Below are 13,004 nucleotides of genomic sequence, written 5' to 3' on the forward strand. Positions count from 1 at the left end.
GAAGGACTCGGTGAGCCCTTCCCAACTTTGGTTATTGCTCAGTTTCGTGGGCCAGCAGCAATGGATTGACCGTGGTCGCCCCAAAGCCCTTGGCATTTAGCTCACTGTCGAGCATCAGGGTCGCTAAGTCGTCGGCCGCCACATCCATCAGCGGTGACTTTTCAACGAACAGCATCTTGGTGTAACCATGGCATTCGTCGCAGCTCTCGATGCGCACCTGCGCCTTGGCATCATCGAATGACCAGAGCGTCGTCCCTTTATCCTGACCGCAACTAGTGCAATGGGCGCGAATGTAGTGCCATTCGCTCTCGCACAAACTGCAATGCAGATAACGCAGACCCGCTCGCGGCTGGTCGACGATCACGCTCGCCACGGGATGACACCCGCAAATCGGGCATAGGTTCTGCTGCACGACTTTGCGTTGATCGATCCGTTTAATCACCATAGGTGCCCAATGGGACCAGTAGACCCCCATCGCCGCCCAGATAAACAAACTGAAGCGCGCGGGCACTTCGCTCATATGTCCCTGACGCAATGCACTGCCCCAGGAGGTGAGTTGTTCTGGAGATTGCTGCATCAATAAACGCAGCACTCGCGCCATATCCTCATCCACCTGCGGCAGCAGATCGCTTAACAGTTGTTGTAGCAGTCCTTGCCAGTAGCTATCTGCCTCTAAGCCCAAGTGGGAAAGCGGAATGGCTTCATCTTTCCCCCAAGCGAGAAGCTGACCGAAGTCAGCCTCCGCCGCCAATCTGGCCTGAATCGCAACCACACGGCGGCATAGCTCAAAGTAGTCGGCCAGCGGCGAGTCCTTGGCCAACGACAACAAACGCTGCGCCCGTCTGTGATACACAGTTTTAGGGTCCACCGCCTTTAAGGGTTTAAGCTCCAGCGGCGATTCGCTGCCGGGGACCATAGGTATCTCGGCTGTATGACTCATTAATGTTTCTCCACGTCCGAATGTTCATCCAACATCAGCGGATGATGTTTACGGCACCAAGCCTTAGAGACCTTGCCGTAAAGCATGCCTGTAATAGAACCTTCCACCCAGGTCGCCATCCAAAAGTGCACCATCACAAACATCAGCATGATCAGAGCACAAATGGCATGCAGCACGATCGCCCAGCCCACCACAGTGGCTGAGAAGTAAGGTGCAAAGTAGGGTTGCCACATGATGAATCCCGTCACGGTTAAGGTGATAGACGTCAGCACAAAGGCACGGAACAGCACTTTTTGACCAGGGTTGTAATGGCCGATAGGTGGGATTTTGTCCTCGTTCTCGAACATCACGTCCTTGATGGCGAGCATCCAAGCCAGATCGTGTTTTTCCCATTTGTTGTGATGGTAATAACGCACCAACATCAACATCAGCGGTAAACACATCATCAGGCCGGCAATTGGGTGAATAAACTTCGCCAATTGCGGCGTGCCCGCTATCGCGCCCAACCATTGGAAGGAGGGATAGAAGAAGGAAAAGCCCGTCAGAAACGTGACTAGCCCCACGGCCACAATGAACCAATGACAGATGCGGTCGAACAGTTTGTGACGCACTACCATTTCTTGCTTGTTATGCTTGCTCATTTCTTGGCCTCCTCTTCCGCTTGCGCCTTGTCCTCTGGCGGCTGATAGCCGGGTTGGTCCTCTTCCACTATGTTGCGACCGACGGTGATCTTATGCAGGCAGGCAACAGCCGCCGTTGCAAGAAGTCCGACAGTACCCAGTGGTTTCACCCAGTCCTGCCACAGGGTGACAGATAATGGGATTTGCGGATCCTTTGGCATTTCGTAGGTTTCAGGCTGAGTGACATCGTGCAATATCATCAGCATGCCTGTGCCACCTACGCCCTCAGGGTTGTAGAGTCCCGCCTTGGCAAAACCACGTTCTTTCAGCTCGTTAACACGCTTTTCGGAGTAGAACAGCATGTCTTCGCGCGTGCCAAAACGCAGCGCACCCGTGGTACAGGACTTAACGCAGGAAGGCTCAAGCCCAACGGCCAAGCGGTCAGAGCACATAGTGCACTTGTAGGCTTTGTTGTCGACGGCGCTGATCTTCGGGATATCGAATGGACAGGCACTGGCACAATAACCACAGCCAATACATTTGTCCGAATCGAAATCCACAGTGCCATTGGCATGCTGAACAATCGCGCCAGAGGTAGAACAGGCCTTTAAGCAGGCGGGATCCGCACAGTGCATACAAGCACTGTGGGTAAACTGCCAACGTAATTTGCCTTGGTCTTCGATCTCGTTGTACTTCATCAGGGTCCAGCACTCTGGCGACAGAGATGCTGGGTTTTGATAAGTCCCTTGGAACGAACCCACCTCTTCACGCAGGTCATTCCATTCAGAACAAGCGACCTGACAGGCTTTACAACCATTACACTTAGTCGCGTCAAACAGCTTCGCAATTTGCTTCACGCCACCGACTCTCGCCTGTGCAGGTGGAGTCGCTTGCGAAGTGCCGGAACGTTGAATGATATCTTGAGTCGCCATTATCAGACCTCCGCCTTTTCAACATTCACGAGGAACGCTTTGTACTCAGGCACACCCGTGTTGGCATCACCCATCTCAGTGGTAAGGACGTTACAGCTATAGGCCTTACGTGTGAGCGCGTTATGGCTACCGTGACGTGGAATACCGAGTGTGTGTACCGTTTGACCATTGACCTGCAATGGGCGCATACGCTTAGTCACTAAGGCTTTGGTGAGAATGTGGCCACGTTTCGAACTCACTTTCACCCAATCGCCATTCTTAATGCCTTTTTCTGCCGCCAATTGCTCATTCATTTCCACAAAGGTCTCTGGCATGGCAATCGCCGCTAAACGGCAGTGTGTCGTCCAGAAGTTAAAGTGTTCTGTAAGTGAGTAAGTGGTACAGGCGTAGGGATATTCCTCTTTAGTACCTATGGTGTCTTTCACCCCTTCGAACCAACGCAGCACAGGGCTGTGCACCACATTGGGATGCAGAGGGTTGGTGCCGATGGGCGATTCGACAGGCTCGTAATGCTCAGGGAACGGTCCTTCTTTCAGCAGTTTGAGCGCGAAGAAACGACCCACGCCGTCAGCCTGCATAATGAAAGGATGCGCACTTTCCTGTGGATTCAACTTGGCATTGAAGTCGGGCACGTCTATCCCTTCCCACTTGCCGTCTTTCCACTCGACAATCTTACGGTGCTCATCCCAAGGTTTACCGTTCACATCGCAAGAGGCACGGTTGTAGAGGACGCGGCGGTTGAGCGGCCATGCGAAGGCCCAGCCCGGCGTGATGCCTTTACCCGATGGGTCATGGTTATCGCGGCGAGCCATTTGGTTACCGGCTTCGGTCCAAGACCCCGCGTAAATCCAACAGGCACTCGCGGTACTACCATCGGCCTTCAGTTCAGCAAAGCTGCTGATCTGACGCTTAGTCGCGACATCATAACCATTCAACTCTTTCGTCAGTTCGATAGAGCTTGGGTTGTGCGGATCGATATAGTTCCAGTTAATCGCTTCAATCGGCTCTGGCAGTTTGCCACCCTCTTCGCGATAGAGGTGTTTTAGTTCCTGCAACAGACCAGAGACAATCTCTGAGTCCGACATCGCTTCGCCTGGAGGATTAGCCCCTTTATAGTGCCATTGCATCCAGCGGCCAGAGTTAACGATCGAACCTTCTTCCTCTGCGAACACGGTCGCAGGTAGGCGGAAGACCTCGGTTTGAATACTTGCGGTATCGACCTCGTTAAAACCGGGTTCGTTTTGCCAGAAGGTGGCGGTTTCCGATGACAAGTTATCAAGCACCACTAAGTACTTAAGGTTACTCAGTGCCTTGATATTCTTGTTGCGGTTAGGCATGGAGTTAATGGCGTTAACCCCTTGCACAATGCAACCGTTCACTTTGCCACGGTACATCATGTCCAGATGCTTACCGAAGTCATACATCTGATCCCACTTAGGTAACCACTGATAACCGAACTCGTTTTCAGGCGTCGCGTTTTCACCCCAGAAGGCTTTGAGCAGGGACACATAAAACTTCGGATAGTTTTGCCAGTAGTTGGTTTGACCTGGGCGCAATGGCTTAGGCGTGTTCGCCGCCAAGTGAGCCGCTAGGGTCGGTTCTTTATCGTTTGGCAGTTTAAGGTAACCGGGTAAACTTTGGGCCAATAGCCCCATGTCGGTTGAACCTTGCACGTTGGCGTGACCGCGTAATGCGTTAACACCACCGCCTAACTGACCAATGTTGCCCAGTAATAACTGGATCATCGCCATAGAACGGATGTTCTGCGCACCTTTACTATGGTGGGTCCAGCCCAGCGCATACATAAAGGTCGCCACACGGTCTTTAGTATGAGTACTCGCAATGGCGTCACACACCACTTGGTAGTCCGCTGTTGGCGTACCAGTGATATTACTTACCGTTGCAAAATCATAACGTTCTACGTGTTGTTTGAGTAAGTTCCACACACAACGCGGGTGCTCAAGTGTTTCATCCACTTTGGCATAACCGTCTTCGTCGAGTTGGTAGAACCAGGATTCTTTGTTGTACTCACCTTTTGCTTCATCAAAGCCTGAGAATAGGCCGTCATGGAAGTCAAAATCATCCCGCACCAGATAACTGGCGTTGGTATAGGCTTTCACATAATCGAAGTTAACTTGATTGGTCGAAATCAAATAGCGAATCACACCCAGAAGGAATGCTATGTCAGTTCCTGAGCGGATTGGGGCATAGTGATCTGCCAATGACGCACTGCGGTTGAAACGTGGGTCAACCACAATCAACTTAGCATTGTTATGCTGCATAGCTTCTGTAACCCAGCCGAATCCGACAGGGTGAGCTTCTGCGGCATTACCGCCCATAATAATCACTACGTTAGAATTTTTAATATCGATCCAGTGGTTGGTCATAGCACCGCGCCCAAATGTTGGAGCAAGACTTGCTACCGTTGGGGAGTGTCAGTTACGTGCAATAGTATCGATAGCCACTAGGCCTAAAGCGCGCGCAAATTTTTGGGTCGCTAAGCCGCTTTCATTGGCCATACCGGATGAGGTCATCATCCCTGTGGTTAACCAACGGTTAACCGTTACGCCATCGGCGTTTTTCTCAATCAGGTTCGCATCACGGTCATCTTTCATTAAACGAGCAATACGTTTAAAGGCATCATGCCAGCTGATCCGTTCCCACTTGTTGCTGCCGGGGGCGCGATATTCTGGGTACTGTAAACGGTGTGGACTGTTAACATAATCCACAAGGCCAGCACCCTTAGAGCACAATGCACCGCGGTTTACTGGATGATCGGCATCACCCTCGATATGGAAAATAGCATGCTCAGAGTTTTTGCCCCCGCTACCTTGGCTGTACATCAGCAGGCCACAACCGACCGAGCAATACGGACAGTTGTTACGGGTTTCTTTGGCTCCGATCAGCTTAAACTCTCGCACTGCTGCATAGGCCTTTTCGGACATCAATCCCAGCGCTGAAATCGCTGAGGTTGCCGCTCCGGCCGCACACAGTTTAAAAAACTGGCGTCTGTTCATAGCGTTCTCTCACACTTTTGTCGTTATGAGTTGGGTAATTGCAGTGGTAACGCTGCAATCGTTTGAGTGAGTCAATAAAGCCCCCACTTAATTTAAGATTATCCTTAAAGTGAAAATAGATAACAAATAATGACATGAGATCAAGATCGCAATTCACTAGCTACAGAATAAATGACCATTAACCCAGATTTAACTGAACATTTTTAGATTTTAATCTCAAAAATTACGAATGAATAAAGATATAAATTCAAAAAACATCAAAAGACATTTTGTCCAACAAGCAAGACCCATTTTGTCTCACAATGGCATATTACGGTTATATAAAGTATGAGTTTAAAGCCGAAATGAAATAAGAGATGGTTAAAAACACCTCAGATTTACCAGTTTTGGACGGATAGACAGCGATCAAAGCTGGCAATGTAAAGATTGGATAAAAAAGCACTCATCCTGCGGTGTTAAACACACCTAAAGTACAAAGTGCAAAAACAGCGAAATCGCCGCATAGATAGACAAAAGGCATAGCAAATCGCTATGCCTTTACTTTATTGAGCACTTACTTCGGCACTTTTCACCCCCGGATGGGTTATCGGTGCCAAAGACTGCGTATTACAGACTCGGCAATACGCCTTGGGGCAAGTAAGCATTGAAGCTGGCGGTATAAAGCAGATCCGTGGCCGCATCGATATCCGGCGCAAAATATCTGTCTTTATCATAGTAGGCAACCACTTCGCGTAGCTCGGCCTTCGCCTGCGCAACTGCTTTGCTTGGCATTAATGGCGCGCGGAAGTCCAAACCTTGGGCTGCCGCCAATAACTCAACCGCTAACACACCACGGGTATTTTCGCTCATATCCCGTAAACGGCGCGCCGCAAAGGTCGCCATAGACACATGGTCTTCTTGGTTGGCCGAGGTTGGTAAACTGTCGACCGATGCTGGATGGGCGTAGGTTTTGTTTTCAGAGGCCAATGCCGCCGCCGTCACTTGGGCAATCATAAAGCCCGAATTCACCCCGCCGTTTTTCACCAGGAAAGGTGGCAGTTTAGACAGGCTAGAGTCGATAAGCAGCGCAATACGACGCTCAGCAATCGCGCCTAATTCGGCAATCGCAATCGCCAAATTATCTGCTGCCATAGCAACGGGCTCGGCGTGGAAGTTACCGCCAGAGATAATGTCGCCAGTATCTTGGAATACCAACGGGTTATCGGTCACACCGTTGGCTTCTGTGCCTAGCACCTCGGCCGCTTGGCGGATTTGGGTTAAGCACGCACCTAATACCTGTGGTTGGCAGCGCAGTGAGTAAGGATCTTGCACCTTCTCGCAGTTGATGTGGCTTAAGCTGATTTCAGACTCTTCGCCCAGCAGATGACGGAACACCATGGCCGCATCGATTTGTCCTTTCTGACCACGGGCCGCATGAATGCGTGGGTCAAACGGACTGCGGCTACCCATGGCGGCCTCGACGCTCATGGCGCCAATCACTGAGCTTGCAGCAAACAAGTCTTCAGCGTGGAACAGACCTTCCAGCGCCAGTGCAGTAGAAGCCTGAGTACCGTTGAGCAGGGCTAAGCCTTCCTTCGCGGCTAAATCGATTGGCTTGAGGCCGGCGATTTCTAAGCCTTCGGCGGCCGAAATAATCTGACCTTGATAGCTCATCTCGCCTTCACCCAACAGCGGCAAACACATATGGGCTAACGGCGCTAAGTCGCCAGAGGCACCCACAGAACCTTTTTCAGGCACACAAGGGTAAACCTCGGCATTCACTAGGCTGATAAGGAAGTTGATGACTTCTAAACGGATACCCGAGAAGCCACGGCTTAAGGAGTTGATTTTTAGCACCATCATCAGGCGCACTGTGGCGTCCTGCATATATTGGCCCGTGCCCGCCGCATGGGATAACACGATAGAGCGTTGTAGTAATTGCAGATCTTCCGGGGCAATCTTAGTGTTGGCCAGCAGACCAAAACCCGTGTTGATGCCGTAAACGGTGCGACCTTCATCCAGCACCTTTTGCACGATTTGCGCGCTGGTGTTGATCTCGGTAATCGCCTCTGGTGCCAGTTCGAGTGTCAGCTTATGGCGACTGATTTCACGCAGTTGCGCCAGACTTAAACTGCCAGGCGTTAATACTAAATGATTGACTGATTTCATTTTTACATCCGTATTCTTGTCGTTGTTTTTCACGGTTTGTTGCATATTTAGTCTTTAAGCATGGGCAGATCTAAGCCCTGCTCTTTTGCACAGTTTTTCGCGATCTCATAACCCGCATCCGCATGGCGCATCACGCCTGTCGCAGGGTCGTTCCACAGCACGCGGCCAACACGTTTAGCGGCGGCCTCAGTACCATCACACACGATCACCACACCTGAGTGTTGGCTAAAGCCCATGCCTACACCACCACCGTGGTGCAGCGACACCCAAGTTGCACCGCTAGCCGTGTTTAGCAGTGCGTTCAGTAATGGCCAGTCAGAGACTGCGTCTGAGCCGTCCATCATAGATTCGGTTTCACGGTTAGGGCTGGCGACTGAGCCTGAGTCTAAGTGGTCACGACCAATGACGATTGGCGCCGACAGCTCGCCGTTTTTCACCATCTCGTTAAAGGCTTGAGCTAAACGCGCACGGTCCTTTAAGCCCACCCAGCAGATACGCGCTGGCAAACCTTGGAAGGCGATACGTTCACGGGCCATATCTAACCAGTTGTGCAGATGTGGATTGTCGGGGATCAGCTCCTTCACTTTGGCGTCGGTCTTGTAGATATCCTCAGGATCGCCAGATAGGGCCACCCAACGGAATGGGCCGATACCTTCGCAGAAGAGTGGACGAATATAAGCGGGCACAAAACCAGGGAAATCGAACGCGTTTTTAACGCCGGTTTCGAAGGCCATTTGGCGAATGTTGTTGCCATAGTCTAAGGTCGCCGCGCCTGCCGCTTGCAGATCCAGCATGGCTTGCACTTGTACCGCCATCGAGGCTTTAGCCGCTTTAACAACGGCGGCTTCATCGGTTTTACGCATGTCAGCCGCTTGCGCCATGGTCCAGCCCTGTGGCAAATAGCCGTTCAGCGGATCGTGGGCAGAGGTTTGGTCGGTGACGACATCAGGAGTAATGCCACGCTTCACTAATTCGGCAAAGATATCGGCGGCGTTAGCCAGCAGGCCCACAGATACGGGTTTACCCGAGGCATTGGCATCGTTGATCATAGCCAAGGCTTCGTCTAATGAAGTCGCCTTTTTATCTACATAACGGGTACGCAGACGAAAATCGATACGGGTTTCATCCACTTCACAGGCGAGCACTGAGAAGCCAGCCATAGTACCGGCCAGCGTTTGCGCGCCGCCCATACCACCTAAACCACCGGTGAGGATCCACTTACCCGCAGCCACGCCGCCAAAGTGTTGCTTTGCCACGGCAACGAAGGTTTCGTAGGTGCCTTGGACAATGCCCTGAGTACCGATATAAATCCACGAACCCGCAGTCATCTGGCCATACATGGCCAAACCTTGCTTATCTAACTCGTTGAAGTGTTCCCAGTTTGCCCAATGTGGCACTAGGTTAGAGTTAGCAATCAGCACGCGCGGTGCATCCGCGTGGGTGCGGAATACACCCACAGGTTTGCCCGATTGCACCATTAAGGTTTCGTCGTCTTCGAGGCGTTTTAGTACTTCGATAATCTTGTCGTAGCAGTCCCAGTCACGGGCCGCGCGGCCGATACCGCCGTAAACCACTAAATCCTCTGGGCGCTCGGCCACATCGGGATGTAAGTTGTTCATTAACATGCGCATTGGCGCTTCGGTTAACCAGCTTTTGCAGCTTAGTTGGCTACCATGGGGCGCAATAATGCGGCGGCTTGGATCGTGTCGCTTGTCCATTGAGATGTCCTCTTTCAACCTGTTGAACTCACTCGCCATTCGGCTGAGTGCTATTGTTTTTATTGTGTTTTTGTCGCTAAACATCGGATGAATGCCATAAGCCTTCACCTCTGTTTGCGTACGTTATTTATTAAATGTCAGGTGTCCGCCGAGCTTAAAGCGGCTACCCGGGTGTACTAATTTGGCAAAACTCACCACCCCTTGGCGTGACCAAGTGCGGCGTGAAATCTGTAAACAGGGTTCGGTCGCCGGAATGGCTAACCTCTGCTGCAATTCGCTACTGGCAATAATGGCTTCGATGGTGTGGTGCGCCTCGGTCAGCGGAGCCACCTGCGACAGGTATTCATGGGGTGTCTGCTCGCTAAAGTCCTGCTCTAAGTAATCAGGTGCAAAGGCGGGATTCACATAACGCTCCTCAACCTGGAGCGGTACGCCCTGCTCGCAATGTACTAACACCGAATGAAACACCGGACTCCCGAGCTCCAGCGCCAGTGCAATGGCGATAGGCGCGGTGGCATTCACTTGTCTCAGTGCTAACTGCTGCACACTGTAACCATGACCACGGTCTTTGATTTCATCGGCAATGTTGCGGATCGCCAACATGGAGGATTGCGACTTTCGCCCCGCCACAAAGGTGCCCAGCCCCTGTGAGCGCTCAAGCACGCCGTTGTCTGTCAGCTCAGTCAGGGCGCGACGCGCCGTCATCCGGCTACAGACAAACAGTTCGGCCAGCTGGTTTTCCGAGGGGACACGGGCATTTTCTTCCCACTCACCAGACTCGATACAGCCAATGATATATTGCTTAATTTCTGCAAACTTAGGCGTAGCCAAAACACTTCCTCAAGATAAAATCTACCTAGGTTTGGCGTGGTAGGTACTCACACACCAAAACACTGAGCCACTTTCAAACGTTCAAAATTGCGGCTACAATCCTAGCTTGTATATACAAGTAAATACAAGCTAGCTCACATAACTTTCGATAATAAAGAGTTTGCGGGGCAAAAAAGCCAACGCAGCGAGGGATTACAATGTCTTGGGATCAGGTTTGGATAGACGTTAACGTAGCAACAATGGACCCTTCCATATCAGCACCTTACGGCGCAATTACCAATGCGGCTATCGCAGTTAAAGACGGTAAAATTGCCTGGTTAGGCCCACGCAGCGAGCTGCCTGCCTTCGATGTGTTGTCCATTCCTGTTTACAGGGGCAAGGGCGGTTGGATCACTCCAGGGCTGATTGATGCCCACACCCATTTAGTGTTTGCAGGTAATCGTGCCAACGAATTCGAGCTACGCCTAAAGGGCGCCACCTACGAGGAAATCGCCCGTGCTGGCGGCGGAATTATTTCCACGGTTAATGCCTGCCGTGAGGCCGACGAAGCCGAACTATTCGACCTCGGGCGCCAGCGTTTAAATGCCTTGGCGAAGGAAGGCGTTACCACGGTTGAGATCAAATCAGGCTATGGCTTAGATACCGAAACCGAACTCAAAATCCTGCGCGTGGCTCGCGAACTCGGCCAACATCACCATGTGGATGTAAAGACCACCTTCCTCGGTGCCCATGCGGTACCGCCCGAGTTTAAAGACAATAGCGACGGTTATGTCGACTTAATTATCAATAAGATGCTGCCTGCGGTGATTGCCGAAAATCTTGCGGATGCGGTGGATGTATTCTGTGAAAACATCGCCTTTAACCTAGAGCAAACCGAGCGCGTGCTGAGCGCCGCCAAGGCGGCTGGCCTGCAAGTTAAACTGCACGCCGAGCAATTATCCAATATGGGCGGCTCTGAATTAGCCGCACGTTTAGGGGCTAAGTCGGTTGATCATATTGAGTATTTGGATGAGGCTGGCGTTAAAGCCCTAAGTGAAAGTGGCACCTGCGCCGTGCTGTTACCGGGCGCGTTTTACTTTTTGCGGGAAACCCAAAAACCGCCTATCGACTTATTGCGTCAATACGCGGTGCCTATGGTGCTCGCCAGCGACTTTAACCCCGGCTCATCGCCCATCGGCTCGACCCTGCTGATGCTGAACCTGGGTTGCACCCTGTTCCGCTTAACCCCAGAGGAAGCGCTTGCGGGTTTAACATTGAATGCCGCTAAGGCACTAGGGATTGAAGAGAGTGTCGGCAGCTTAGTGGTCGGCAAACAGGCGGATTTCTGTCTATGGGATATCGCCACCCCGGCGCAACTCGCCTATAGCTACGGCGTGAATCCCTGCAAGGATGTAGTGAAAAACGGTAAGTTAGTGCATCAATAATCCGCGGTTCAGCTAAACAAGGTCGCCATGGATACTGGCGGGCTTGTTTAGCAATCATATCTGCGGTTAGTGAGCGCCATTCTCTAACTGCTCATCTTGTTGTTTTACCAGTTTATGCTCGCCTTCATTACAGCCGATTTTCCAGTAACTTGATGTATAAAAATGGCTTTTCGGTAGGTCGTATGTCTGCTTAAGCAGCTTTCTTAGGGTGCGCATACTGCTAAATTCACAGGCGAGCCATACTGCGCCTTGCCCTTCCAGTTTTGGCAACTGGGCAATGCATTCGGCTAAGGGCTTACCTTCTGGGTCGGCTTGTGGATTAATTACCCAATGCAATTGCACATGGCTAGGATGCACTAAGGGCTGAATATCGGCTTCACTTAACACCTCAATCACAGCGTAACCCACGGCATTGCTTGGCAATTGCGCCAAGTTCACGCTGATGGCGGGCAAAGCCGTCATATCCCCTGCCAGTAAAAACCACTCGGCATCCACATTGATCAGTTTTTTCAGTCCGGGGCCACCGATTTGGATGGTATCCCCAATCTCGCTCGACTTTGCCCAACGGGATGCGGGGCCATCGGTGTCGTGCAACACAAAGTCCACATCGATTTCATTCATCCGCTGCTGACGAATGGTATAAGTGCGCATTAATGGCCGCTCATCCCCCGGCTGCGGAAACAGTAACTTGATATAGGCGCTTTCTTGATCGGCGGGAAAACCTGCAAAGCCAGCGCCGCCTAAGGTGATACGTAGCATATGTGGCGTGATTTGGGTTTTACCTATCACGGTCAATTCGCGCGGAGCGGGTCTGTTCATACTTAAACTCCAAAAAGATAAATGGCACTCAATTGTTAGCTTTCCGCCACGCTATCGCTGATCTGGTTGGCAATACGGATGAACACCGCAATTTCATCCTGATCGAGTGCTTGGGTCATATGGGCAACGGTGGCTTTTTCGGCGGCAATAATTTGCGTCATCAACTGCTCGCCCTGCGTCGTCGGCCTCAACAACTGACTACGGCCATCCTTTGGATTATCGACTTTTAGGATATAACCGCCCTGCTGTAGCTCATTGAGCACCCGCGTAATTTGGGCTTTATCCCGCTGCATACGCAGGGCAATAGATTGCGCCGTGGCCTCGGGATGACGGCAAATCCCCTTGAGCGCCCGAATATGGGTAACGGGTAATTCAATCTGCTGCGCGGCAATATCCGCACGCAGCTGTTTTTTGTAGGCATGAACTAATCTGTGCAAGGTTTCACCGAGGGAAGTGGCTGACATAATGGCATCTCGATATAGTTGACAGTATCAACAATATCGATATTGGTTGACTGTATCAACCAAATAACCATTGGGTGAATGACTGATTAAG

General features: G+C 51.5%; 10 protein-coding genes. 1 reads left to right on the top strand and 9 read right to left on the bottom strand.

What is annotated here, in order from left to right:
* Nucleotides 1-31: 31 nt before the first annotated feature.
* The 7 genes from fdhE to hutC all read right to left on the bottom strand — a co-directional run bounded on the left by fdhE (nt 32) and on the right by hutC (nt 10,206).
* A complete protein-coding gene (fdhE, locus tag M0415_RS19490; RefSeq protein WP_249552910.1) occupies nt 32-940 on the bottom strand; it encodes a formate dehydrogenase accessory protein FdhE in 909 nt (302 codons plus the stop codon).
* A complete protein-coding gene (locus M0415_RS19495; protein WP_011620938.1) occupies nt 940-1,581 on the bottom strand; it encodes a formate dehydrogenase subunit gamma in 642 nt (213 codons plus the stop codon). Before M0415_RS19495 ends, fdhE begins: the two co-directional genes overlap by 1 nt.
* Nucleotides 1,578-2,492, bottom strand: coding sequence for a formate dehydrogenase subunit beta (gene fdxH, locus M0415_RS19500; protein ID WP_011624734.1), 915 nt, complete (start codon nt 2,490-2,492; stop codon nt 1,578-1,580). The genes M0415_RS19495 and fdxH overlap by 4 nt, the downstream gene beginning before the upstream one ends.
* Before the next feature lie 2 nt (nt 2,493-2,494).
* Nucleotides 2,495-5,509, bottom strand: coding sequence for a formate dehydrogenase-N subunit alpha (gene fdnG / locus M0415_RS19505; protein WP_157705907.1), 3,015 nt, complete (start codon nt 5,507-5,509; stop codon nt 2,495-2,497).
* A gap of 606 nt (nt 5,510-6,115) precedes the next feature.
* Nucleotides 6,116-7,657 (bottom strand): histidine ammonia-lyase, encoded by a 1,542-nt coding sequence (hutH, locus tag M0415_RS19510; protein WP_249552908.1) that lies wholly within the window; start codon nt 7,655-7,657, stop codon nt 6,116-6,118.
* Nucleotides 7,658-7,704: 47 nt separating this feature from the next.
* Complete coding sequence (hutU, locus tag M0415_RS19515; RefSeq protein ID WP_011620933.1) at nt 7,705-9,375, bottom strand: urocanate hydratase; 1,671 nt, start codon at nt 9,373-9,375, stop codon at nt 7,705-7,707.
* A 123-nt stretch (nt 9,376-9,498) separates the two neighbouring features.
* Complete coding sequence (gene hutC / locus M0415_RS19520; RefSeq protein WP_011715378.1) at nt 9,499-10,206, bottom strand: histidine utilization transcriptional repressor HutC; 708 nt, start codon at nt 10,204-10,206, stop codon at nt 9,499-9,501.
* A gap of 197 nt (nt 10,207-10,403) precedes the next feature.
* Here hutC and hutI point away from each other — a divergent pair, with 197 nt between their 5' ends.
* Entirely contained in the window at nt 10,404-11,630 is a 1,227-nt protein-coding gene (hutI, locus tag M0415_RS19525) for an imidazolonepropionase (RefSeq protein ID WP_249552906.1), read from the top strand.
* A gap of 66 nt (nt 11,631-11,696) precedes the next feature.
* On the opposite strand, the gene M0415_RS19530 is transcribed toward hutI, so the two are convergent.
* Nucleotides 11,697-12,449 (bottom strand): siderophore-interacting protein, encoded by a 753-nt coding sequence (locus M0415_RS19530; protein ID WP_249552904.1) that lies wholly within the window; start codon nt 12,447-12,449, stop codon nt 11,697-11,699.
* Nucleotides 12,450-12,484: 35 nt separating this feature from the next.
* Nucleotides 12,485-12,913: a MarR family winged helix-turn-helix transcriptional regulator gene (locus tag M0415_RS19535; protein WP_249552902.1), complete on the bottom strand. Its 429-nt coding sequence runs from the start codon at nt 12,911-12,913 to the stop codon at nt 12,485-12,487.
* Nucleotides 12,914-13,004: the final 91 nt, after the last annotated feature.

Origin of the sequence: Shewanella sp. 10B, assembly GCF_023475885.1 — a bacterium.
Taxonomy (GTDB): domain Bacteria; phylum Pseudomonadota; class Gammaproteobacteria; order Enterobacterales; family Shewanellaceae; genus Shewanella; species Shewanella mangrovisoli.